The organism is Alcanivorax sp. (assembly GCF_017794965.1).
In the GTDB taxonomy this organism is placed as follows: Bacteria; Pseudomonadota; Gammaproteobacteria; order Pseudomonadales; family Alcanivoracaceae; genus Alcanivorax.
The window spans coordinates 2,463,864-2,488,917 of sequence record NZ_CP051240.1 but is presented as its reverse complement, the minus strand read 5'-3'; the positions used below and the strand labels follow the sequence as shown (position 1 = coordinate 2,488,917).

Genomic DNA, 25,054 nt, shown 5'->3' with positions numbered 1-25,054 from the left:
GCAACGGGGAAAGGTGTGATCAGTATTCGAGAGTCACTGTCACGATGTCGGACAGGGACAGGCCGGTGGCGTTGAAGGTGTCCGCTCCATCAATGGTCGGTGTTTGCGCCGGAATGCGACCGAAGATATCGATGTCCTGGCTAGCGCCGGTGCCCTCAAAGGGAACATTATCGGCGCTGGTCCAAACAGTGGCAGCGGTTCGAGCGGAGTCAGAGTACAGCTGGTAGCTGACGTAGGAATTGTTTCCAGACTTCATGGCGCGCTCGCTGGCTACAGGACCGTTACCGAAGTTCCCGCCGTTGTCCAAACCGATGGTGAAGTCTGCACCATCGGAACAGGTGACGGTGACGGTGTTGGCGGCGTCGATGTTGCCGGCCACCACATCAGCGTCGGTCTGGTCACCGAAGTTGAGGTCGGTGGTGCTATCCAGGGTGCAGGAAGATTGCAGGTTGAGCAGCACATTAAAGGTGTCGGTCAGGGTTGCCGCAGAGCCCAGCATCGGGGCGGATACAAGCACTGCCATTGGGATCAGTTTTTTCATCGTTGTTTCTCCGGGACAAGCCATTGGGTCGTGCAATAATGTGAATTTGGTCACGATTCGATTTCGATTGTGAACATACTTAATGGGGGGTGAGTGGTAAATGAAGTTAGGTTAAGACTCTGTAAAATGGAGATGAATGGCGTTCGGAGGTGTCTGGGCGGCTTTTTTGGGGGTATGAGCGGTTTTAGTACCGCTCACCAGGTTGGGGGCGTGTAGCTTTTACCTGGATGGTTGCGGGCTGGCGGGGGTCCAGATAGTCGTTGTAGCGGGTGCCCCCCAACAGGGTGGCCAGTGCGTGGAGCATTTCTTTCAGCGTGGTGGTCATTCCCTGTCCTCCATGATGGTGTTGCCTTTCACAGTAGACGGATGGATTTCGACGTCGCCATGGTTTCGGGACAGGCGTACGCCGATAGCGGATGAGCAGTGGGTGCAGGACTTGGGTGGTGTGCGGGCAGCAACGTAAGGGTTCCGGAAACGCATTTCGAATTGCAGAAAAAATGGTTCATAGCGGGTTAGCGGGGAAACCTCTTGAGCACCCGTATCCGCAAGCGCTGCCCGACTGTCACTGTGGGAGCTTGCTTGCAAGCGAATAGCCGTTTCCGCACCAACATTCGCCTGCAAGCAGGCTCCCACGAGACAGGCATCTGCGAGAGTCAAAATGCGGCGGTGAAACCCTGCTCCCCTAAACAGAGAAACTCGCCGGCTTGCCAGCTTGGCGGGTTTCGGACCTCGCTAAATCAAACTGTGGGACAGTAGTGCCCCTTCGGTCGCCTCGCTACGCTCGGTTCGCGCCTCAAGCGGCGCTCCTACAGCAGGCTTTGTTGAGCGTGTTGCCTGTTGCGTGAAGCGTGGTGCCGCCGCGCAGCGGCAAATAAAACGGGCCCGCTTCCTTGCGAAAGCGGGCCCGCACTCCCTGGTCCAGAGGGAGGTAACTGCCAACCGCAAACTTACTGCGGGGTACGGATCACCAGCAGGCGTTCTTCGGTCATATCGTTGATGGCCCAGCGGATACCTTCGCGGCCCAGACCGGAATCCTTCACGCCGCCGTAGGGCATGTTGTCCACCCGCCAGCTCGGCACATCGCCGATTACCACGCCGCCTACTTCCAGTACGTCCCAGGCTTTCTGGGCCTTGTACAGATCGCGGGTAAAGATGCCGGCCTGCAGGCCAAACTTGGATTCGTTGATTGCGTTCAGGGCGTCATCGAAATCGTTAAAGCGGCTGATCACGGCCACTGGACCGAAGGCTTCTTCTTCCACGATGTTGGTGCCGGCAGGGGCATCTTCCAACAGAGTCGCCTCCAGCATGGCGCCGTTGCGCTTGCCGCCGGTGAGCAGGGTGGCGCCGGCGTCCACCGCTTCGTTGATCCAGTTTTCCAGACGGGTGGCTTCGCCCTCGGAAATTACCGGGCCAATAAAGGTGTCTTCGTCTTTGGGGTCACCCATTTTCAGGGAGGCGGTCTTTTCTACCAGTTTTCCTTTCAGCTCGTCATAGACCTTGTCATGAATCATGATGCGCTGAACGCCGATGCAGCTCTGACCGGACTGATAGAAAGCCCCAAACACGATGCGCTCGACTGCGTCGTTCAGGTCGGCGTCTTCGTCGACTACTACCGCGGCGTTACCGCCGAGCTCCAGAATCACCGGTTTCTTGCCGGCGCGGGCTTTCAGGTCCCAGCCCACATCGGGGCTGCCGGTAAAGCTGAGCAGCTTGAAGCGATCATCGGTGGTGAACAGGTCCGCACCGTCACGGTGGCAGGGAAGCACGGAAAACGCGCCCTTGGGCAGATTGGTTTCAGCCAGCACTTCGCCAATGATGATGGCGCCGATGGGAGTACGGCTGGCGGGTTTCAGTACGAAGGGGCAGCCAGCGGCGATGGCCGGAGCCACCTTGTGGGCGGCCAGGTTCAACGGGAAGTTGAACGGAGAAATAAAGGAACAGGGGCCAATGGGGACACGCTTGACCATGCCGCGGTAGCCCTTGGCCCGTGCAGAAATTTCCAGGTTCAGTACTTCGCCTTCAATGCGCACGGCTTCTTCGGCGGCCACCCGGAAGGTATCGATCAGACGCGTCACTTCACCACGGGCATCCTTGATCGGCTTGCCCGCTTCGATGCACAGCGCTTCCGCCAGTTCCTCGAAGCGTTCCTGAAAGCGTTTTACACAGTGATAGAGAATCTCCTGACGCTCGTAGGGTGCCAGTGCGGCCATGGCGGCGCTGGCCTTGTCAGCGGCATCAATCGCTTTATCAATGGTGGCCGCATCGGCCATGGCCACACGGGTGGCCACTTCACCGCTGTACTTGTCGGTAACGTCCAGGTCCTGGTTGGCGAACACCGCCTCATTGGCCAGGTAGTAAGGGTAGGATTCTTTCAGCATGTCAGTTCCTTAATGGCGTTGTCGCTGCCAAGAGGTTGGAAGCAATGAATGACCAGCAACATGTGGCACGCAAAAGCCTGTTCCGTGCTGCGTGTTGCGTGCAGCGGCAATTACAGCTTTGAGCTGAGATCACGAATTTCCTGATTCAGAATGCGGTTGTTGTCGCGGTAGTCCACCGGGCAATCAATCACATGTACGCCGCCGGCGGCATAACATTCTTCGATCAGCGGGGCGAGGCCGGCGGTGGATTCTACCCGGTGCCCGTTGGCACCGTAAGAGCGGGCATAGTCCACGAAGTCCGGGTTGGTGAAGTCCAGGCCGAAATCCTGGAAATCCATGTCACTTTGTTTCCACTTGATCATGCCGTAGCCGTCATCGCGGAGAATCAGAATCACGATATCCAGCTTCAGGCGTACTGCGGTTTCCAGTTCCTGGCTGTTCATCATGAAGCCTCCGTCACCCACAATGGCCATGACGCGACGGTCCGGGTACACCATCTTGGCGGCCATGCCGGAGGGCAGGCCGGCACCCATGGTCGCGAGGGCATTGTCCAGAAGGACGGTGTTGGGTTTGGTGGCCGGATAGTTACGTGCAAACCAGATCTTGTACATGCCGTTATCGAGGGTGAGGATGCCGTCCTCGGGCATGACCTTGCGAATTTCATCCACCAGGCGCTGCGGTCTGATCGGGAAGCTGTCATCCACAATGCCTTCGCGGATGTGGCTCTGCAGGGCATCGCGGATGCGATGAAAATCGGAGAAACTCCAGTGCTCCTGGGGTTCCAGGCGTTCCTTGAGCTGCCACAGGCTGTTGGCAATATCACCGATCACTTCGATCTGAGGGAAGTAGACCGGGTCCACCTGGGCAGAGTTGAAGTTGATATGAACGACCTCGGCGCCACCGGGGCGCATGAAGAACGGCGGTTTCTCAACCACATCGTGGCCCACGTTGATGATCAGGTCAGCCTGGTCGATGGCGCGGTGCACGAAATCGCCGGCGGACAGGGCGGTATTGCCGAGGAAATGCGGGCCGGTTTCGTCCACCACCCCTTTACCCATCTGGGTGGTGATCACCGGGATACCCAGCTTCTCGACAAACTGTCGCAGCATCTTGCTGGTGAGCTTGCGGTTGGCGCCGGCACCGGCCAGCAGCAGCGGCTTGCGCGCGCCCTGGATGGCTTCGATGGCCTTGCAGATGGCCTTGTCTTCGGCAATGGGGCGGCGTGTCATGCTGGGCTCGGTGACCGGCATGGTGGAATGTTCACGGGCGATATCTTCCGGCAGCTCCAGGTGCGTGGCGCCGGGGCGCTCTTCCTGGGCCAGGCGGAAGGCTTCGCGGATGCGGGTGGGAATGGAATCGCCACTGACCACCTGTTTGGTGAACTTGGTCAGCGGGCGCATCATGTCGACCACATCAATGATCTGGAACTGGCCCTGCTTGCTGCTCTTGATGGGCTTCTGTCCGGTGATCATTACCATGGGCATGGCGCCCAGCTGGGCGTAGGCGGCGGCGGTCACGAAGTTGGTGGCACCGGGGCCAAGGGTGGACATGCAGACACCGGCCTTGCCGGTGAGACGGCCATAGGTGGAGGCCATGAAACCGGCCGCCTGCTCATGACGGGTAATCACCAGTTTGATTTTGGAGCCGCGCAGGGACTCCAGCAGGTCCAGGTTTTCTTCGCCGGGAATGGCAAAGACGTGTTCAACGCCTTCGGCTTCCAGGGCACGGACGAACAAATCTGATGCTTTCATGAGGTGGTCTCTCCGGTTGTTGCCTGTCTGATGGTCTTCGCAGCAGGTATCCACGATGTGTGGCAATGCAATTTCAACGCGGTTTAATGCAAGGGTTGTGCCTGCTTTTCCCTGTAATAGTGCAGGAAAAATGCACCATCATGGTGTCATGTAGACATTTCGGGCTTCACTATAGCGCGACATGGTGCAATAAGGGCGTAGGGAATACTGATTTGTTTTATTAACAAATGTGATCATGGACCATTGCCGTCAGGGTGTTGGCGGTGCACAGCCTGCTAGGAGGGAGACTATGAAAATTTGGCTTGGAATCGTGGCGGCGGTGGTGCTGGCGGTGGTGGTGGTGCTGGCCGGGCTGCATCGCTGGTTCAATCCTCCTTCCCCGGCGGCGCAACTGTTCTATAACGGCACCATCCTCACCATGGATGCGCAGCACCCTGAAGCCTCAGCCATGCTGGTCAAGCGCGGCGAGATTATTGCCTTTGGCGATGCAGACACCCTCCGTGATGAAGTCAGCCGGGACGCGATTCAGGTGGATCTGCAGGGCGGCACTTTGATGCCGGGCTTTATCGAGGCCCACGGTCACTTTCCCGGTGAGGGGTTGGCGGCCATTGCGGTGGATGCCAACAGTCCGCCCATTGGTGACCTTTACAGTATCGACACCCTGCTGGAACGCTTGAAGTTACTGGCTCAGCGTCGCCCCGAGGGGACCCTGATGGCCTATGGTTTCGACGATACCACCATCGGCGAACAACGGTTTCCCACCCGCCAGGAACTGGATTCTGTCAGTGAAAAGCGCCCCATCATGGTGATGCATATTTCCGGTCATCTGGGGGTGTTAAACAGCGCGGCCCTGGCCGCCATGGACATCCCGGAGACCGTACAGGATCCGCCCGGTGGTTTTTACGGTCGAGATCCACAGGGGCGCCTTAATGGTCTGTTGGCGGAAACTGCTTTCAGTGATGTGCGGGCCCGCTTGCTGAACCTGCCCGCCATGGATGGATGGCGCGTCATGCGCCGTGCGGCACAACGGTATCTCTCTCGCGGTATTACTTTTGCCCAGAATGGCCTGGCCGATGCCAACAACATCAAGGCACTGGCCCCGGTGTTGCAGTATGGCCTGCTGCCGTTGCGCCTTAGCATCTGGCCAGATGCCGGTGCGCAACAGCAGATATCGGAAGGGCGACTGAGCCTGCCTGATGGCCCGCGCAGCTACATCGGCCCGGTAAAGCTGGTCAGTGATGGTTCGCTGCAGGGCTATACGGGGTTTCTCAGCGAGCCTTACTACACGGTGCCCGGGGATTACCCCGAGGATTATGTTGGCTTTCCTACTCAGTCGGGGCCTGAGCTGAATGAACAGGTGACCCGGTTTCATTGTCAGAATCGCCAGGTGGCCATTCATGCCAATGGTGATGCGGCCATCAGCCTGAGTCTGGATGCCGTCGCCGCTGCCCGTGAACGTTGTCCTGAAGTGCGTCACCAGCCGGTGTTGATCCATGCGCAGATGGCCACCCCGGGACAGCTGCAAAGGATGGCCGAGCTGGATGTGATTCCGTCCTTCTTTAATACCCATGTGTATTACTGGGGGGATCGTCACCGGGATATCTTCCTGGGCCCTCAGCGCGCCGAACGGATTTCTCCGCTGGCAGAAGCGGAGCAGCTGGGGTTGGCGTTTACCCTGCATGCTGATTCCCCGGTGGTGCCCTTTGAGCCGCTTCAGCTGGTCTGGAATGCGGTACATCGGGAAACCGCAGGAGGCCAGCTGTTGGGGGCGGAGCAGGCGGTGTCGGTGGAGCGGGCCTTGCGTGCTGTCACCGTGGATGCGGCCAGACAGCTGGGGGTGGCAGAGGAGGTCGGACAATTGCGACCCGGCATGAGAGCGGATCTGGTGTGGCTCGACCGGGATCCCCGTGTCTCCATTGCGGACTGGAAAGCCATCCAGGTGCATGGGGTCTGGGTCGATGGGGTTCGTCGCTTTCCTGGCGGGCAGTCAGAGTAGCGGCGAGCAATGATGGGGCCAACGATGCGGCCCCTGTTCAGGGGCGCCGGTCAGGCGCCGCTGTGGTTCAGTGCCAGGTGCCTTCCAGGTTCTCGCACTGTTCCAGAAACTCTTCTGCGCTCATTTCGATCGTGTCGTGATCCAGGTGTGAGGCCACCTGCTCTTTCAACTGTCCAACCACTTTGGACATCACGGTCAGGGTTTCTTCTACCTGCTCAATGGTTTCCAGCAGATCCTCGGCTTCTTGCAGATACTCTTCACTCAGGTATTCGTCTTTCTCGTAGTCGCTCATGCGAAGCCTCCTGATGGTTTGATGAGTCCGTTGCATCCAGACTCTCTTCCATGTTGCCAACGATAGGGGCGTAAAACAAACGGCAATTGCCGCTATTTGGTTAAACTTTGAGCGTTTGTGATGGATGGTCGGGCGCTTTTCGCGAACGGTTCAAAACCGCGGGCCAGCGGGCTGAAGCAGGGCGATCCGAGCGCCCCATTCGCATGCAGGCAGGCACGCTCCCACAGGGCGCGTCTTGTTGTTTCGTAGGGGGTTGCTTGTGGCTCGATAAAAGGGCAGTCGAGGTTTTTGACGGCTGCTCATCCTCCTTCTGCCGCTTTGCTATTGGTTATAACGTATCAGCGGTCTGCCAACCTAGATGCGTTAGATCGAACATTATCCCTTGGTTGCCAGAAGATTTAACCAAGTCTTTTGACATTAATTCGTCTAGTGCTGCTTCGCTTTTTGCGTAGTCTCTGGGGCTCTTTGCACCAAAGGCCATTCCTCCGGCCTCTATAGAGCAAAGACCTAGAGACTCTGACTTCATAATAGTGCCATCTTTACTGTTTGAGGCAGCTTTCAATATCTGGGCTGCTTCATTAGACAGGGGGATAGTAGTCTGCTTTTGATTACTTGGTTGGCCATCAAGTTTTTCGGTAAGCCGATCCCGCTCCTTCCTAAGGTTTTCTAGTTGTGCAATTAACTTTTCTTTTGTCTCCGCATCTTCGATGTCGGCAACTTTTTGATCTCTATGTGCCCTTTCAATTAGTTCTTTCTCTTTAACAGCGAAGAGGTCTGCCCGAGACTGTTCTAGCTCTGTTTGGCGTATGGTTCTTTTGTGTTCTGCTTCTAGGTAAAGGTTGTCTATTAGTGCGGTGGGCTTTCTGGAAATGAAGCTGAAAACAAAGTGAATCCAAGGTGAGGCTACTGCAACGGCTGCGCCAATAATTAGGGGAAGGATTACTAGGGAGTTGAAGCTTGTATGGCTATCAAATATGGCTAATCGCTCCAGAGGAGAGGCGTTTGTTGTACTGAGAAGAAATATTCCCCGCCAATTTAGTGCTATGAATGTGAGTGCGGTGTAGCCGAAATAGGGGGCTTTAATTCTTGCGTTTACTGCCTCGATTATTTCTCTCATCAGTTGTTTTTCTCCCTTGCTCTCTATTCTTGAATCTGAAGCCCCTTGTGACAGGCTGGAATCATTAGTTCTCTACAAGGTGAGAAAGAGTTGTTGGTTTAGCGTGTTGCCTGTTGCGTGAAGCGTGCTGCGTTAAAAAACAAAAGGGCGCCGAAGCGCCCTATGTTTTTTGCTTAATCCCAGCTCAGCGCGCCGCCGACCTGGTATTCGGTGACCCGCGTTTCGAAGAAGTTCTTCTCTTTGCGCAGGTCCATGATTTCGCTCATCCACGGGAAGGGGTTGTTCACGCCTTTGAACTGCTCCGGCAGGCCCAGCTGGGCGAGACGGCGGTTGGCGATGAACTGCAGGTACTCTTCCATCATGGCGGCGTTCATGCCGAGGACACCGCGGGGCATGGTGTCGCGGGCGTACTGGATTTCCAGCTCGGTGCCTTCCAGGATCATCTGGGTGGCCTTGTCGCGCATGGCCTGGTCCCACAGGTGCGGGTTTTCCAGTTTGATCTGGTTGATCACGTCCACGCCGAAGTTCACGTGCATGGATTCGTCACGCAGGATGTACTGGAACTGCTCGGCCACGCCGGTCATCTTGTTGCGGCGGCCCATGGAGAGGATCTGGGTGAAGCCGCAGTAGAAGAAGATGCCTTCCAGTACGCAGTAGAACGCGATCAGGTTTTCCAGCAGTGCCTTGTCGGTTTCCACGGTGCCGGTCTTGAATTCCGGATCGGACAGGTCGCGGGTGTACTGGATGCCCCACTGGGCCTTCTTGGCTACGGCGGGAATCTCGCGGTACATGTTGAAGATTTCACCTTCATCCATGCCCAGGGACTCAATGCAGTACTGGTAGGCGTGGGTGTGGATCGCTTCTTCGAAGGACTGACGCAGGATGTACTGGCGACACTCCGGGTTGGTGATCAGGCGGTAGATGGCCAGCACCAGGTTGTTGGCAACCAGGGAATCGGCGGTGGAGAAGAAGCCCAGGTTACGCTTGACGATGCGACGCTCGTCGTCAGTCAGGCCATCAGGCTTTTTCCAAAGCGCCAGGTCGGCGTTCATGTTTACTTCCTGGGGCATCCAGTGGTTGGCGCAGCCATCCAGGTATTTCTGCCATGCCCAGTCGTACTTGAACGGTACCAGCTGGTTGAGGTCGGCGCGGCAGTTGATCATGCGCTTGTCGTCAACTTCCACACGGCCTGCGGTGCCTTCCAGTTCGGCCACACCCTCGGCCACGTCCATGTCGGCAACGGCGGCCTGGGCGCGCTCAACGGCGTCGCTTACCGCGTTGTCGGTTCGTCCTCGCAGCTCATCGCTTCCTGAATTTCCAGCATCCGCTGCACTTCCCGGTGCCGGTGCTTGAGGTGCAGATGCCGCTTGGTCAGAAACCGTCTCAGATTGCGGCGGCGTTGCGGGCTTTGGTTGCGGCTTGGCGGCAGGCGTCTCTTGCGCATTGAATTCGTCCCAGCTCAGCATGTGTTCTCTCCATTCCTTTCTAACAAGTTTGGTGTCGTCAGGTCACCGCTTGCGTAATCATTTTGTTGTGGCTGCATGCCCACGCGTGTTGCTTGTTGCGTGAAGCATGCAGCGAGCGCGGAGCGCTTACTGGCAAGCCTCACAATCCGGATCATCGATGGAGCAGGCCTGGGGTACGTCGGCGGCCTGGCTGAACTCTGCCGGCGCTTCTTCCACTTTGGAAGAAACACGGTTGAGCTTGCCATCGGTGATGGTGGACTTCTCGGTCTGGGTGGCGCCAATGGCGCGCAGGTAGTAAGTGGTCTTGAGGCCGAGCAGCCATGCCATTTTGTAGGTCACGTCCAGCTTTTTGCCGTTGGCTTCCGCGATGTACAGGTTCAGGGACTGGGCCTGATCGATCCACTTCTGGCGGCGGCTGGCGGCTTCCACAATCCAGCGGGTTTCCACTTCAAAGGCCGTACGGAACTGCTCTTTGAGATCGGCAGGAATACGCTCGATGGGCTGTGCGGAACCGTCGTAGTACTTCAGGTCGTTGACCATCACGTTGTCCCACAGGCCGCGTGCTTTCAGTGCGTTGACCAGGTACGGATTCACTACGGTGAACTCGCCGGACAGGTTCGATTTCACGTACAGGTTCTGATACGTCGGTTCAATGGACTGTGAAACCCCGGTGATATTGGCGATGGTCGCCGTCGGCGCAATCGCCATCACGTTGGAGTTACGCATGCCTTTCTTCGCCATCTCGCGCACGCCGTCCCAGTCCAGGGTCTGGCTGCGGTCCACCTTGCAGTAATCTTCGCCACGCTGCTTCACCAGAATGTCAATGGAGTCGATCGGCAGCACGCCCTGGCTCCACAGGGAACCGTCGAAGGTCTGGTAGGCACCGCGCTCTTCGGCCAGTTTGGCGGAGGCCTGAATAGCGTAGTAGCTCACTGCTTCCATGGACGTGTCGGCAAACTGCACGGCGCCTTCAGAGGCATAGCTGATGCCTTGCTTGTACAGCGCATCCTGGAAACCCATGATGCCCAGGCCCACCGGGCGGTGCTTCATGTTGGAGTTTTCCGCCTGCGGCACGCTGTAGTAGTTGATGTCGATCACGTTATCCAGCATGCGCACGGCGGTGTTGATGGTGCGCTGCAGTTTGTCGGTATCGAGACCGTTTTCGTCCACGTGCTGGGCCAGGTTCACGGAACCCAGGTTGCACACGGCGATTTCATCCTTGTTGGTGTTCAGGGTGATCTCGGTGCACAGGTTGGAGGAGTGCACCACGCCCACGTGCTGCTGCGGGCTGCGCAGGTTGCACGGATCCTTGAAGGTGAACCACGGGTGGCCAGTCTCGAACAGCATGGAGAGCATCTTGCGCCACAGGTTGATGGCGGGGATGCGTTTGAACAGTTTCAGCTCACCGGTGCGGGTCTGCTCTTCATAGGCCAGGTAGGCTTTCTCGAAGGCTTCGCCGTACAGGTCGTGCAGGTCCGGGGTGTCGTTGGGGCTGAACAGGGTCCAGTCCTCTTCGTTCAGTACACGCTTCATGAACAGGTCGGGAATCCAGTTGGCGCTGTTCATGTCGTGGGTACGACGACGGTCGTCACCGGTGTTCTTGCGCAGCTCGAGGAATTCCTCGATGTCCATGTGCCAGGTTTCCAGGTAGGCACAGACAGCGCCTTTGCGCTTGCCACCCTGGTTCACGGCCACGGCGGTGTCGTTGACCACTTTAAGGAAAGGCACGACGCCCTGGGATTTGCCGTTGGTGCCCTTGATGTAGGAGCCCAGCGCGCGCACCGGGGTCCAGTCGTTGCCCAGGCCACCGGCAAATTTGGACAGCATGGCGTTGTCCTGGATGGCACCGTAGATGCCGTGCAGGTCGTCCGGCACGGTGGTCAGGTAGCAGCTGGACAGCTGCGGACGCAGAGTGCCGGCATTGAACAGGGTCGGGGTGGAGCTCATGTAGTCGAAGCTGGAGAGCAGGTTGTAGAACTCGATGGCGCGTTCTTCCTTGTTCTCTTCTTCGATGGCCAGCCCCATGGCGACACGCATGAAGAAGCACTGCGGCAGCTCGATGCGGGTGTCGTTGTGGTGAATGAAGTAGCGGTCGTACAGGGTCTGCAGGCCCAGGTAGGAGAACTGCAGGTCGCGGTCGCCCTGAATGGCAGCACCCAGACGGGCCAGGTCGTATTCACCCAGCTTCGGGCTCAGCAGTTCCAGCTCGATGCCCTTGGTGATGTAGGCGTTGAGGGCATCGCTGTACAGTGCGTTCATTTCTTCCTGGTTGGCGCGCTCGGCCACGTCAAGATACTGCAGCGCTTCGGCACGGATCTTGTCCATCAGCAGGCGGGCAGTCACCAGGGAGTAGTTGGGCTCCACTTCGATCAGGGTGCGCGCGGTCATCACCATGGAGGTGTTCACGTCATTGATGGACACGCCATCGTAAAGGTTCTTGACGGTTTCAGTGATGATCTTGTCCGCGTGGACATCGTCCAGGCCTTCACAGGCGGTGCGGATCAGGTGCTCCAGACGGCCCATGTCCAGCGGTGCCTTGCTGCCATCTTCCATGGTGACGGACATTTCCACCTTGTGGGTGGGCTCCGGGAACTGGCTGGCCTGTTCGGCACGCTTCTGTGCCTGGCGGTCACGGTAGAGCACGTAATCTCGGGCAACCTTGTGTTCGCCGTTGCGCATCAGTGCCAGCTCAACCTGGTCCTGGATCTCTTCAATATGAATCGTACCGCCGGAGGGCATGCGGCGCTTGAAGGTGGCACTGACCTGCTCGGTGAGACGCGCCACGGTTTCATGGATACGGGAAGAGGCCGCCGCCGTGCCGCCTTCTACCGCCAGAAACGCCTTGCTGATGGCGACGGTGATCTTGTCGTCATCGTAGCTGACAACCTTGCCGTTGCGCTTGATGACGCGCAGCTGGCCCGGTGCGGTATTGGCGATGTCCTGGTCCTGGCCGGCATCGGCGCCCGCGGCTCCGGTGGGGTTCTGTGGGTTCTGGTTCATGTCCGTTTGCATGGTGCCCTCTCCGTTGTGGTGCTGTTCTGTCTGTTTGTCTTGTAGGGTGTTGTCTATCGTGTTGCGTGCGGTTTGAATCACGCAAAACGCCACGGCGTTACACCATGGCGTGAAAAAGCTGTGTTGTGGGTGAAGCCAGTAAGCGGGTCCTGACAACGGACCACTATATATTGTGTCTTTTCCATGACGCTTTCCCCTTCCCTGAGTGCCATCCTGCCGCTAAATTGCTGATCGGCGGGCACTTTTTGCCGTTTTTCTTGGTCTGTCTGTTGGGAGGCGGCGGTCTGCTGGAAACCCAATATGTTGGGGCTGCCGCTCAGGATCAGTACAAGTTATAGTTGCTCCTGCGGATTTGCAAGCACTTCGGCTGGGGAAATTTTGTGGATAACTTGTGGAGCGATGTGGGTGCATTTCGAGGGCACCGCTGCAGTGCAGACAAGTACTAGATATTGTGTTTGTCAACGGGTGAAATGCAAAATGAATGGGGTTCGAACAGAAGTGCGACGTTTACAAGGTTGCCGTGGGCGGTGCGTATGCGTATAAACGTGCGTTAGGGATACGTTTTTGACAGTGACCGGGTTGGTCATGACAGGAAACGACAATAACGATACAAATCAACAAGGATAAGGACGGGATGACAACGGTGCAGGATAACCCGCCAGCCATCATGATCGTGGAAGATGATGAACGTCTTGCCGATCTCACCTGTGAATATCTTCAAGCCAATGGTCTCGACGTCACTGTGGTCAGTGACGGTGAAGAGGCCATTCGTCGTATTCGGGCCGAACAGCCTGATCTGGTGGTGCTGGATCTCATGCTGCCGGGCGCCGATGGCCTGACGGTATGCCGCGAAGTACGTAGTGCCTACAAGAACCCTATCCTGATGCTCACCGCCCGCACGGATGACATGGATCAGGTGCTGGGTCTGGAGATGGGCGCGGATGATTATGTGGCCAAACCGGTCAAGCCCCGGGTGCTGCTGGCGCGAATTCGTGCCCTGCTGCGCCGGGTAGAAACGGATAATGAGCGCGACAACTCTCCGGCTCGCCTGGAATTCGGTGCGCTGGTCATCGACAACTCGGCCCGGGAAGTGACCCTGGCAGGGGAATCCGTGGACCTGACCAGTGCGGAATATGATCTGCTCTGGTTGCTGGCCTCCAATGCCGGCACCGTGCTGTCCCGGGAAACCATCTTCGAGAAGTTGCGTGGCATCCAGTACGATGGACAGGATCGGTCCATCGATGTGAGGATTTCCCGGATTCGTCCCAAGGTGGGCGATGATCCGGAAAACCCGAAACGCATCAAGACGGTGCGTTCCAAGGGGTATTTGTTCGTCAAGGAAATCGGCGCGGCCTGATATTTCAGCCGCGCTGTGACGCTGGGTGACCTTTGAATAGTATTTTTGTGCGGCTCTACGGTGGGCTGCTGCTGGCGTTGTGCTTTATCGGTGCCATCACCTACGCCTCCGTGCAGCTGGTCAATCAATACCGTTCCGATATCTACCGGGAAGAGATGGCGCGGGGCACCTTCTACCTCATGGCAGAGGGGTACCAGCGCTACAAGCCGGAGGAGCGGGCTCGCTGGAGCCAGGTGCTGACACAGCTGTTCGGGGCTCCGATCAGCCTGAAAGACGCACAGGCATTGAATCTGGGCTATCGCGAGGCGTTGCACCTCAGTGAAGGTCTCGTGGTCATGCGCCTGAATGATGCCGAGGGCTATGCAGACATCCTGTTTCAGCTGCCCGGTGAAGAGAATTACATTACTACCCGCATGACCAAGGTGTCCGAGCAGCAGGCCCGGGCCACTGCGGTACTGATCCTCAATCACCTTTCACATTTTTCCGAAGAACAATGGGAAAGCGCCCTTGCGGCGCTACAACAGTATTTTGGCTACGAGCTGGCCATGGTGGACAGGGCAACCCTGGATCTGGATGCGGAGCAGGAGCAGCGGCTGAACCGGCGCGAGGTGGTGATTGCGCTGGATGACAGTACCCGACGGGACTCCAGTATTCGTATCTATGCGCCCGTTGCCCAAACCGGCAAGTTGCTGGTGATCGGGCCGCTTACCTTGTTCGACCAGTTCCCCATCGAACTGTTGCTGGTGGCCGGGATGCTGAGTCTGCTTGCGGTGGCGCTGGCCACCTACTTGCAGGTGAGTCCATTGCAGCGGCGGCTCAAGCAGCTGGACCGGGCGGTGAGCCAGCTTGGCTCCGGGGATCTGGGTGCCTATGCCAATATCGAAGGCAACGATGCCATCGGGCAGGTGGCGGCTACCTTTAACGGCATGACCGCACACATTCGGCGACTGATTGAATCCCAGCGGGAAATGACCCGAGCGGTGAGCCATGAGTTGCGCACGCCTGTGGCGCGGTTGCGTTTCGGTCTGGAGATGCTGGCGGATATCGAATCAGCGGACCTGCGCCGTGAGAAGCTCAATGCCCTGGACCACGATATCGAGCAGCTGGACCAGCTGATCGACGAAATCCTTACCTACGCGCGCCTGGAGCAGGGTACCCCGAATATCGAATTCAAGCCGGTGAATGTCACAGACCTGTGCGACCAGCTCCGTGACGAGATGGAGACCATCCGGGGGGTCACCCGCATTTCAGTGGAAAGCGACTCACCCGCGCTGGAAGTGGAAGCGGAAGAGCGCTATCTGCATCGCGTGCTTCAGAACCTGGTGACCAATGCGCTGCGATATGCCAACGGGGTCATTGTCATGCGTATCCAGGTTGTGGGTGATCAGATAACCGTCCATGTGGATGATGACGGGCCCGGCATTCCCGAGCATGAGAGAGAGCGGGTGTTCAAACCCTTTGCTCGCCTGGACAAGAGTCGTCACCGTGCCAGCGGGGGCTACGGTCTGGGGCTTTCCATCGTCAAGCGCATTGTGGATTGGCACGGTGGCGATATTCGTGTGGACGAAAGCCCGGAAGGCGGCGCCCGTTTCACGGTTACCCTGCCGGCCACCCAGCAGGGACAGCATGTGCTGGGGCGGGTGAATTGAAGCTGCGAGCTGCGAGCTACGAGTTTCGAGTTCAAAGTTTAAAGTTGAAAAGCGCGACCAACGCTTTCGGTTCTGTGAGGGCGTGCCCGCGCCCTTACCGTTAATCGCGGGCAGGGAACAGCAAAACCCCGGGACCTGATCCGCGTTTAAACTTTGAACTTTCAACTCGCGTCAGGCTTTGTCCATAACATTGTCCGTTTTGGTGCAATCTGCCTTGGGGCGTTCGGGTAAAATGCGCGCCCCCGATACCGCCGGGACGTATTTGTCCGATCCCGCCAATACCGATAACAGGGAAGCCAAGCCATGTCATACATCCTCTCCATCGATCAGGGTACTACCAGCTCCCGTGCCATCGTGTTTGATGGCGATGGCAAGGCGGTGGGGCAGGCCCAGAAAGAGTTTGGCCAGCATTTCCCTCAGGATGGCTGGGTGGAGCATGATGCAAAGGAAATCTGGAACGATACCCTGACTCTGTGTCGCGAGGCGTTACGCAATGCCCATATCGAGGCACAGCAACTGGCCGCTATCGGCATCACCAACCAGAGGGAAACCACGGTGCTGTGGGACCGGCAAACCGGTGATCCGCTGGCCCGGGCCATCGTCTGGCAGGATCGCCGAACCGCGGACACCTGCAAGACCCTGCGCCAGGCGGGCCATGAAGACACGGTGCGGGCCAAAACCGGGCTGCTTCTGGATCCCTACTTTTCCGCCACCAAACTGGCCTGGTTGCTGGACAACACCCCCGGCGCTCGCCAGCGGGCAGAGTCGGGGGAGCTGGCGTTCGGCACTATCGACAGCTGGCTACTGTGGCAGCTGACCCGCGGCAAGGTGCACGCCACCGATGCCACCAACGCTTCACGCACCCTGTTGTTCAATATCCATACCCAGCAGTGGGATGACGAATTGCTGGACCTGTTTCAGGTGCCAGCCAGTGTGCTGCCGGAAGTGCGTGACAGTGCCGGTGAGTTTGGCAAAACCTGCCCTGAGTTACTCGGGGCGGCGGTGCCGGTCTGTGGTATTGCCGGTGACCAGCAGGCGGCGCTGGTCGGGCAGGCCTGTTTTTCCCCGGGCATGGTTAAAAGCACCTACGGCACCGGCTGCTTCATGGTGATGAACACCGGAGAGGCAGTGCAGTCCGAGAATCGGCTGCTGACCACGGTGGGGTATCGCCTGAATGGCAAGACCACCTACGCGCTGGAAGGCTCCATCTTTGTGGCCGGGGCGGCGATCCAGTGGTTGCGCGATGGTCTCAAGCTGATTTCCGATGCCAGTGAAACCGAAGCTCTGGCACGTCGGGCCGGTTCGGCGGGCGGAGTGTATCTGGTACCTGCTTTCACCGGCCTGGGCGCGCCCTGGTGGGACCCCCATGCCCGTGGGGCATTGTTGGGGTTGACCCGGGATACGGGCATTGCGGAAGTGGTCACCGCCGGCCTTGAAGCGGTGTGTTATCAGTCCCGGGATCTGCTGGACGCCATGGCGGCAGATTGTGGTACGCGACCCACCACCCTGAGAGTGGATGGTGGCATGGTAGTGAACAACTGGCTCAGCCAGACCCTGGCGGATGTGCTGGGTGTGTGCGTGGATCGGCCAGTGGTCACTGAAACCACTGCGCTGGGGGCGGCCTACCTGGCCGGGTTGGGGTGTGGTCTTTATCCTTCGCTGGAGGCTATCGCTGGCCAGTGGCGCTGCGAGCGAGAGTTTTCGCCGGCGCTGGAGGAGGAGGAGCGTCAGCGTCGCTATGCCGGTTGGCGCGATGCAGTGGACAGGGTCCGCCAGGAGTAAGCAGAAAGGGGAGCTTTGGGTCAGAAAATCAGTCGCTTGCCATTGACTGGTCCTATCATCTGGCGATGGACGGTCTGTTTGGGTCGACAGTAAAACTGTGACGTAATACGCATTTAGTATTAATATGGGTTTAACAATAATACTAAAGAGTCACTCAGTGCGGCCCTGGTAGGGGTGGGCTGGCCGCGTCCAATCAGGTACCCGAATGGATCAATCTTTATCCTTGCATCCGGCAACCCTTCAATCTCAACGTGTGCGCCGTGTGCTGTTCGCGATTGTTATGGGGGGCAGTGCCCATACCCTGCTTTGCTGGATTGCGCTGCAACTGGACTTCTTCCGTGGCGGAGACGCTCTTTTTGCTGTCCTGTTTTCCATCATCTGGGCAGGCCATGCCCTGTTCGTGGCATTCATGTTGCTGGGCCTTAACCGTCGTCTTTCCGAACCTTCGATGATTCTGCCGCTGATGATCTGGTCCACCACCGGGCTACTGGTCACGGCCGCAGTGGTGGATCAGGTGCGGTTGTGCGTCATGCTGATCTTCTTTGCCATTGTGCAGCTGGGTGTGCTGCAGGCATCCCTGCGGCAGTTCATTTTTCTGGCGGTGTACTGCGTGCTCGGCTACGCCATCGTGCTGGGTATAGTCTGGATCTACTGGCCTGAAGTGGTCGATGTACAAGGGGAGTGGATCCAGTGGGGCCTGTTTGCGGTCATGGTCATGGCGGTGGCGGTGCTGGCTGCGGAAATCTCCACCATTCGGCGCTTGCTGGGCAGACGTAATACCCAGTTGGCGGAGGTGCTGGAGCGCATTCATGACATGGCGGTCAAGGACGAGCTGACCGGTTTCTACCGTCGTCGTCATGCCATGGAGCTGCTGTCCAAGGCCTGCGGACAGGCCTCACGGGGGGCATTCTCCCTGGCGGTAGTGTACGCGGATCTGGACTTCTTCAAGAGTATCAACGATCAGTACGGACACGGGGTGGGCGATCTGGTGCTGCAGCGCTTCGCGGACGTGGTGGGGCGCCATCTCAGCGGTCAGGATTTTGCCGCCCGGCTGGGGGGCGAGGAATTCATGTTGGTGCTGCCGGTAAGCGACCAGCAGGAGGCAACGCATCTGGTGGAGGGGATTCTGATGGGGATGCGCAGCCAGCGCTTTTCTGACGCGCCAGGGCTGGCAGTGACCCTCTCAGCCGGGCTGGCCATGCTGGCCCCGGGGGAGATGCCGGAGCAGGTGGTGCGCCGGGCAGATGCGGCGCTGTATCGGGCCAAGGAGTCCGGCCGGGACAGATTGGTACTGGAGTCCGGGCTATGAACAGCGAGCTGCGCCAGGCTGAACACCTCACGTTCAATGAGACCCGGCTGTTAAGGCGTCACGGCCGGGCGGCCGTGGCCATCATGGCCATGCACACCCTGTTGTGCCTGCTCTATTACCGCATGGGGCAATTCAGTATCGACCTGGAGCTGGGCGCCATCCTGTTGTCCGGTGTGTGGCTGTCCATGCTGGGCTATGTGCTGTTGCTCGCCAGCGGTGTCACACTGCGTTTTCATGATCCCTCCCTGTCTCTGCCGCTGATCATCTTCTGCGTGGGTGTGTTTACGGTTTCCGGCTATTACGTGGATGAGTTTCGTCTCAGTGTGGTGACCTTGTTCTTTGCCATCCTGTTGCTGGTGTCTTTCCAGCTCAGTGGCAAGGTGATGGTCGGGGTGGCCATGCTCTCCAGTGCGGCCTATGCAGGCATGCTGTGGCTGGCCATGGACGACCGCGGGGTGCAGTTGAGTCTTTCTGTGGAGGCATTGCAGTGGCTGGTGTTCACCATGATTTCAATCAGCTTTGCAATCACCGGGGGCAGTATCAATCGCTTGAAGATGGACCTGGCGGAGAAGAACCGGGAATTGGGCAAGGGCCTGGAGCGGGTTCGCGAGATGGCGATTCGTGATGATCTGACCGGGCTCTTCAACCGCCGCCATCTGCTGGAGATCCTCGAACGGCAGAAAGCCCTGGCAGACCGCAAGCGGGTACCTTTCTCCGTGTGCTATGTGGACCTGGATCACTTCAAGCAGATCAACGACCGTTTCGGCCACGAATGGGGGGACCGGGTTCTGCGCCGTTTTTCCCAGGTGGTGCTTTCCGATATGCGTGACGGTGATTACTTCGGGCGGCTGGGGGGCGAGGAATTTCTGTTGATTCTGCCCCAGAGTGGTGAGCAGGGCGCCCTGCAGGTGGCCGAGCGGTTACGCAAGCGCTGGAGCGAGGAAGCCTTCGGCCAGGAAGGCGGCCCGTCCACGGTCAGCCTGTCCGTGGGTGTGGCCGCCTTCCGTGACAAGGAGTCCACCGAAGACGTACTCAACCGCGCCGATCGTGGGCTCTACAAGGCCAAGAGCTCGGGGCGCAACCAGAGCAGGGTGGCTTGAAGAGCAGTTAACAGTTAACAGTGAATAGTTAATAGTTAATAGTTGCGCGTGCGAAGTGTGGTGGTGACTGAAAGCACAGGGGCCGCGTCCAGAGTCTGGACGCGGCCTCTTGCGTTGATAAAAGCAAAAGTCCGCACCGAGCTCGGGTCGCGGCCTTATACCCGTCAGAACCGACCAGCGCCATAACGCGCGCTGTTCACTGTTAACTATTCACTGTTCACTGCAAAGGAGACCAGATGCTTGGTCCCCAACCTGACATGCAGCGTGTCGCCTTCGAGGACGTTGGTGTGGCTGTCGGTCTGGCAGAGCAGGGTTTCCGAGGCGCTGACGCGCAAATGGTAGAGGATGCTCGCACCGGTGAACTGGCGGCGGGTGACGGGCAGGGCCAGGGGGGCGGTTTCGTCGGCGACGATGTCTTCCGGACGCAGCAGCACATCCACGGTGGTGCCGGGGGTCAGGTTGTCCTGGTGGCGGCCGGTGAGTTCGCCCAGGCTGGTCTTCACGCTGTGCTGGTCGGTGACCTTGCCACGCAGGAAGGCCCCATAGCCGGCAAATTCCGCCACAAAGCGATTCGCCGGTGCATGGTAGATGTTGTAGGGCGTGTCCCACTGTTCCAGCTTGCCAGACTGCATCACACCCACACGATCGGCCAGCGCGAAGGCTTCTTCCTGATCGTGAGTCACCATCAGGGTGGTGACATTTTCTTCCCGCAGGATATCACCCAGCTCCCTGGCCAGCTGACGACGCAGATCAAGATCCAGGCTGGCAAAGGGTTCGTCGAGCAGTAGCAGGGCAGGTCGCGGGGCCAGTGCCCGGGCCAGGGCCACGCGCTGTTGCTGTCCACCGGAGAGTTCATGGGGGTAACGCTGTTCCATGCCCGCCAGCCGTACTCGGCCAAGGCATTCGCGTACCCGCGCCCGTTTCTCTTCGGCGGACAGCTTGCGCAGGCCGAAGGCCACATTGTCGGCGACGGTGAGGTGCGGGAACAGGGCATGTTCCTGAAACACCATCCCCAGCCCCCGTTGTTCTGGCGGGATTTGCTGGCTGGCGGAGGACACCAGCCGATCCTGAATACGAATGCTGCCACCATTGACCGGTTCCAGTCCTGCGATGGCACGCAAAGTGGTGGTTTTGCCGCAGCCGCTGGGGCCCAGCAGGCAGGCAATTTCTCCAGCCGCCAGGGACAGGTTGAGATCCCTGACCACTGCCTGTTGATGATAGCCGCAAGTGAGACTTTCAATATTCAGGAGAGGCGTGCTCATGCTCCTGTGCTCCAGGCATCATGCTCTGCGCAACACGGAACCCGGGTTGCGTGATGCATGTTGCGTGCTGCGTGCTGCGTCTTCATCAATGCTGCCCGGTGAGCAGGAATTCCAGCAGGGCCTTCTGGGCGTGCAGGCGGTTCTCCGCTTCATCCCAGACCACGGCACGGGGGTCGTCCATCATTTCATGGCTCACTTCTTCGCCACGGTGGGCAGGCAGGCAGTGCATGAACAAGGCTTCCGGGTCGGCCAGATCCATCAGCTCCGGGGTCACCTGATAGCCTTCAAAAGCACTCATTCGTGCCTGTTGCTCGTCTTCCTGGCCCATGGAGGCCCACACATCGGTCACCACCAGGTGGGCATTTTTCACTGCGGCGCGAACGTCTGGCTCGATGCTGACGTGATCGTCGCAGCGACTGAGCAGCTCGTCATCCGGGGAGAAGCCCTGGGGGCAGCTGATCACCAGATCGAAATCAAACTGGCGGGCCGCATTCATGTAGCTGGCACACATGTTGTTGCCGTCGCCTACCCACACCACCTTCTTGCCCTGGATGCTGCCGCGATGCTCCACATAGGTCTGCATGTCTGCCAGCAGCTGGCAGGGGTGGAAATCATCGGTCAGGGCATTGATGACCGGCACTGAAGAGTGCGCCGCAAAGGTTTCCACGGTGGCATGGTCGAACGTGCGGATCATCACCGCATCCACCATGCGTGACAGAACCCGGGCCGAATCCTCGATGGGTTCGCCGCGGCCCAGCTGGGTATCGCGGGGGGACAGGAAGATGCTGGCGCCGCCAAACTGGGTCATGGCCACTTCGAAGGACACCCGGGTACGGGTAGACGATTTCTCGAAGATCATGCCCAGGGTCTTGCCCTTCAAGGGTTCATGGCTCTGGCCATTACGCAGCATGGTTTTGAGTTCAATGGCGCGCTGGATCAGGTAACCCAGCTCGTCCGCGGTCAGATCATTGAGTGTCAGGAAATGCCGACTCATGCGACCTCCTGTGCATTGGCAAAAGAGCGGATGACGGCGGACAGATCGTCCACCAGGGTTTGCATCTCGGCATCGGAGATCACCAGGGGAGGCAGCAAGCGCACGACGGAACCGGCGGTAACATTGATCAGCAGGCCCGCTTCCCGGGCGCTATTGACCAGCTCGCCACAGGGGCGGTCCAGCTGGATACCGATCATCAGGCCTTTCTGGCGCACTTCAGTGACCAGTGGCACATCCGACAGGGCGTGTTCGAAAGCGGCTTTTAGTCGTTCGCCTTTGCCGGCAACACCGTCAACCACCTCGTCAGTGAGGGTGTTGACCACAGTCAGCGCAGCCGCACAGCCCAGCGGATTGCCTCCGTAGGTGCTGCCATGGGTGCCCGGGCCAAACACGCCCTCAGCCTTGCCGGCAACCAGACAGGCGCCGATGGGAAAGCCGTTGCCCAGCCCCTTGGCAGTGGTCAGCACATCCGGCAGCACGTTATCGCCCATGCAGGCGAAGTAATGGCCAGTCCGGCCGTTGCCGGACTGGATCTCGTCCACCATCAGCAACCAGTCATTCTGGTCACACAGTTGGCGCAGGCCTTTCAGGTAGCCGGCGTCGGGGATATTGATACCGCCTTCGCCCTGTACCGGTTCCACCAGAATTGCCACTACATCCTTATTGTCGGCATGGGCAGCCACGGCATCCACGTCGTTGAAGGGCACCCGGACAAAGCCCTCTACCAGTGGGGTAAAGCCTTCCTGTACCTTGCTGTTACCGGTGGCAGAGAGTGTGGCCATGGTTCGGCCGTGGAAGCTGCCTTCCATGACCAGCACGGTGGGTTTGCTGATGCCATTGCGGTTGCCGTAAAGCCGGGCAATCTTGATCGCGGCTTCGTTGGCTTCTGCCCCTGAATTGGAAAAGAAGGCGCTCTGCATGCCGCTGATGTCGCACAAACGCTGGGCCAGCGCTTCCTGGGCGGGAATGCGGTACAGATTGGAGGTGTGCATCAGCTGCCCGGCCTGTTCGGCCAGGGTTCGGCTCACCGCTGGATGGCAGTGTCCCAGATTGCAGACCCCGATGCCGGAAATGGCATCCATGTACTTGTCGCCGTTCTCATCGAACAGCCACACCCCTTCACCGCGCACAAACGCCAGCGGCTGCCGTGCGTAGGTGGGAATCAAATATTGCTGACTCATTACCCAGACTCGTTGATGCGAATTTGTCTGTTTCAGCCTCACTGAAACAAAAAACGGCAGCTGTGGGCTGCCGGGAACCGCCGATGATAGCGCACATTTTAGTGAACAGTTAATAGTTAACAGTGAACAGCGAATAAGGGTAGGCTGGGGCCGGCCTGATTTTGTCACTGTTTTTTTAGCTGTTAACTATTAACTGTTCACTGTTCATTGCCCTTATGAATTCCGTCCAGCTCAGCATTTTCGCCAATCGCCTCTCCGGTATCTGTGATGAAATGGGAGCGGTACTGCGGCTCAGTGCCTTGTCGCCCAATATCAAGGACCGGCTGGATTTCTCCTGCGCGATCTTTGATGTGCAGGGGCGGCTCTGTGCCCAGGCGGCGCATATCCCGGTGCATCTGGGCTCCATGGCCTATGCCATGGCTGATTTGGTCAGTGATCGCGAGTGGACGCCAGGCGATTTGCTGGTGGTCAATGACCCCTATCTGGGCGGCACCCATCTGCCGGATGTGACCGTGGTCGCACCGGTGTATGCGGCGGACAGCGCCCTGATCGGCTTTGCGGTCACCCGGGCCCACCATGCCAATATTGGCGCGCATAGTCCCGGTTCCATGCCGGTGTCCACCCATCTGACGCAGGAAGGGCTGGTGATTGCCCCCACCCTGTTGAAAGCGGCTGGCCAGTGGCAGATTCCCCTGTGCCGCCGTCTGGCGGGTCTGGAGCCGCTGCCAGGGGCCGATTCGCCGCCCATGGAAAACCTGCGGTTCGGGGATTTTGCTGCCCAGGCCAGCGCCTGTGAAACCGGGGCCCGCCGATTGGCGGAGATGGCGGCCACCCTGGCAGATATTGGTCACGGGTTCGATGCCCTCAATGCCTACGGAGAGAAACGCGCCCGCGCCCGTATTGCGGCGCTGCCGGATGGACAATACCACTTTACGGACGTGATGGATGATGACGGTCAGGGTCAGCAGGACATCACCATTTCGGTGACCCTGCGTATCGAGGGCGATAGTGCATCGCTGGATTTCACCGGCACGGCGGATCAGGTGGCCGGCAATATCAATTGCCCGCTATCGGTGGTCGCCGCCGCGGCCTACTACTGTTTTCGCTGTCTGATGGATGATGATGTGCCGGCCTGCGATGGTCTGTTCCGTCCCATCAGCCTGTCCGCACCGCCGGGATCCTTGCTTAATGCCCATCGTCCGGCGGCCGTGGCTGCCGGCAACGTGGAAACCAGCTCCCGGGTGGTGGATGTGGTGCTGGGCGCCCTGGCCCAGGCGGCCCCGGAGGCGGTGCCCGCCGCCAGCCAGGGCACCATGAACAATGTGGCCATGGGCGCTTCAGGGGAGCAGGGCTGGGATTATTACGAAACCATGGCCGGTGGCGCCGGCGCCCATGCGGGCGGGGCTGGACTCAGCGCTGTGCATACCCACATGACCAATACTTTGAACACCCCCATCGAGAGCCTGGAGGCTCATTATCCGCTGCGGGTACTGGAATACCGTATTCGCCATGGCAGCGGTGGGGCCGGAGTGTTCTGCGGTGGGGATGGTCTTGTCCGTGAGCTGGAGTTTCTTGCGGAAGCTCAGGTCACCCTGCTCACAGACCGCCGCCGTTCCGCGCCCTGGGGGCTGGCGGGCGGAAAGAATGGCGCAGTGGGGGAAAACCGGCATAACGGCAGGTTGTTGCCGTCAAAGACTGGTTTTGCCGCCAGAGTCGGTGATCGGTTGCTGGTAGCCTCTCCTGGCGGGGGAGGGTATTACGATACGAAGTATAAATGAGAATGATAAATAATTGAAGTTGGTTCTTCTTCACTGTATTTTTCCCGTGCTTACGATGTTTACATTTTTTGCATTTGCGTCGGGAAGGA

General features: G+C 58.7%; 18 protein-coding genes. 7 read left to right on the top strand and 11 right to left on the bottom strand.

Features of this window, described 5'->3' with window-relative positions:
* Positions 1 to 19: 19 nt before the first annotated feature.
* The 4 genes from HF945_RS10925 to HF945_RS10910 all read right to left on the bottom strand — a co-directional run bounded on the left by HF945_RS10925 (position 20) and on the right by HF945_RS10910 (position 4,670).
* Positions 20 to 541, bottom strand: a complete 522-nt coding sequence (locus HF945_RS10925; protein WP_290522636.1) for a spore coat U domain-containing protein — start codon at positions 539 to 541, stop codon at positions 20 to 22.
* A 184-nt stretch (positions 542 to 725) separates the two neighbouring features.
* On the bottom strand, positions 726 to 866 hold the full coding sequence (locus HF945_RS10920) for a hypothetical protein (protein WP_290522635.1): 141 nt from the start codon (positions 864 to 866) through the stop codon (positions 726 to 728).
* Positions 867 to 1,488: 622 nt separating this feature from the next.
* Entirely contained in the window at positions 1,489 to 2,919 is a 1,431-nt protein-coding gene (locus tag HF945_RS10915) for an aldehyde dehydrogenase family protein (protein WP_290522634.1), read from the bottom strand.
* 110 nt (positions 2,920 to 3,029) lie between these two features.
* Positions 3,030 to 4,670, bottom strand: a complete 1,641-nt coding sequence (locus HF945_RS10910; protein WP_290522633.1) for an acetolactate synthase large subunit — start codon at positions 4,668 to 4,670, stop codon at positions 3,030 to 3,032.
* Positions 4,671 to 4,959: 289 nt separating this feature from the next.
* Here HF945_RS10910 and HF945_RS10905 point away from each other — a divergent pair, with 289 nt between their 5' ends.
* Positions 4,960 to 6,666 (top strand): amidohydrolase, encoded by a 1,707-nt coding sequence (locus tag HF945_RS10905; RefSeq protein WP_290522632.1) that lies wholly within the window; start codon positions 4,960 to 4,962, stop codon positions 6,664 to 6,666.
* Positions 6,667 to 6,733: 67 nt separating this feature from the next.
* Here HF945_RS10905 and HF945_RS10900 read toward each other — a convergent pair whose 3' ends face one another.
* From HF945_RS10900 to HF945_RS10885, 4 genes are all read right to left on the bottom strand, one after another.
* Positions 6,734 to 6,958: a hypothetical protein gene (locus HF945_RS10900; protein ID WP_290522631.1), complete on the bottom strand. Its 225-nt coding sequence runs from the start codon at positions 6,956 to 6,958 to the stop codon at positions 6,734 to 6,736.
* Between the two features lie 328 nt (positions 6,959 to 7,286).
* Complete coding sequence (locus tag HF945_RS10895) at positions 7,287 to 8,075, bottom strand: hypothetical protein (RefSeq protein WP_290522630.1); 789 nt, start codon at positions 8,073 to 8,075, stop codon at positions 7,287 to 7,289.
* A gap of 173 nt (positions 8,076 to 8,248) precedes the next feature.
* A complete protein-coding gene (locus tag HF945_RS10890) occupies positions 8,249 to 9,541 on the bottom strand; it encodes a ribonucleotide-diphosphate reductase subunit beta (RefSeq protein ID WP_290522629.1) in 1,293 nt (430 codons plus the stop codon).
* Between the two features lie 126 nt (positions 9,542 to 9,667).
* Positions 9,668 to 12,553, bottom strand: coding sequence for a ribonucleoside-diphosphate reductase subunit alpha (locus HF945_RS10885; RefSeq protein ID WP_290522628.1), 2,886 nt, complete (start codon positions 12,551 to 12,553; stop codon positions 9,668 to 9,670).
* Positions 12,554 to 13,187: 634 nt separating this feature from the next.
* On the opposite strand from HF945_RS10885, the gene HF945_RS10880 reads away from it, so the two are divergent.
* From HF945_RS10880 to HF945_RS10860, 5 genes are all read left to right on the top strand, one after another.
* Positions 13,188 to 13,910: a response regulator gene (locus HF945_RS10880; RefSeq protein WP_035231354.1), complete on the top strand. Its 723-nt coding sequence runs from the start codon at positions 13,188 to 13,190 to the stop codon at positions 13,908 to 13,910.
* A 32-nt stretch (positions 13,911 to 13,942) separates the two neighbouring features.
* Positions 13,943 to 15,559 carry an ATP-binding protein gene (locus HF945_RS10875; RefSeq protein ID WP_290522627.1) on the top strand — a complete coding sequence of 539 codons (1,617 nt, stop codon included), beginning with the start codon at positions 13,943 to 13,945 and terminating at the stop codon, positions 15,557 to 15,559.
* A gap of 303 nt (positions 15,560 to 15,862) precedes the next feature.
* Complete coding sequence (glpK, locus tag HF945_RS10870; protein ID WP_290522626.1) at positions 15,863 to 17,341, top strand: glycerol kinase GlpK; 1,479 nt, start codon at positions 15,863 to 15,865, stop codon at positions 17,339 to 17,341.
* A 205-nt stretch (positions 17,342 to 17,546) separates the two neighbouring features.
* Complete coding sequence (locus HF945_RS10865) at positions 17,547 to 18,650, top strand: GGDEF domain-containing protein (RefSeq protein WP_290522625.1); 1,104 nt, start codon at positions 17,547 to 17,549, stop codon at positions 18,648 to 18,650.
* On the top strand, positions 18,647 to 19,750 hold the full coding sequence (locus HF945_RS10860; RefSeq protein ID WP_290522624.1) for a GGDEF domain-containing protein: 1,104 nt from the start codon (positions 18,647 to 18,649) through the stop codon (positions 19,748 to 19,750). Before HF945_RS10865 ends, HF945_RS10860 begins: the two co-directional genes overlap by 4 nt.
* A 206-nt stretch (positions 19,751 to 19,956) precedes the next feature.
* On the opposite strand, the gene HF945_RS10855 is transcribed toward HF945_RS10860, so the two are convergent.
* From HF945_RS10855 to HF945_RS10845, 3 genes are all read right to left on the bottom strand, one after another.
* Positions 19,957 to 21,012, bottom strand: a complete 1,056-nt coding sequence (locus tag HF945_RS10855) for an ABC transporter ATP-binding protein (protein ID WP_290522623.1) — start codon at positions 21,010 to 21,012, stop codon at positions 19,957 to 19,959.
* An 85-nt stretch (positions 21,013 to 21,097) separates the two neighbouring features.
* Positions 21,098 to 22,006 carry an ornithine carbamoyltransferase gene (gene argF / locus HF945_RS10850; protein ID WP_290522622.1) on the bottom strand — a complete coding sequence of 303 codons (909 nt, stop codon included), beginning with the start codon at positions 22,004 to 22,006 and terminating at the stop codon, positions 21,098 to 21,100.
* Complete coding sequence (locus tag HF945_RS10845) at positions 22,003 to 23,187, bottom strand: aspartate aminotransferase family protein (RefSeq protein WP_290522621.1); 1,185 nt, start codon at positions 23,185 to 23,187, stop codon at positions 22,003 to 22,005. The genes argF and HF945_RS10845 overlap by 4 nt, the downstream gene beginning before the upstream one ends.
* 215 nt (positions 23,188 to 23,402) lie before the next feature.
* Here HF945_RS10845 and HF945_RS10840 point away from each other — a divergent pair, with 215 nt between their 5' ends.
* Positions 23,403 to 24,965, top strand: a complete 1,563-nt coding sequence (locus HF945_RS10840) for a hydantoinase B/oxoprolinase family protein (protein ID WP_290522620.1) — start codon at positions 23,403 to 23,405, stop codon at positions 24,963 to 24,965.
* Positions 24,966 to 25,054 lie beyond the last annotated feature (89 nt).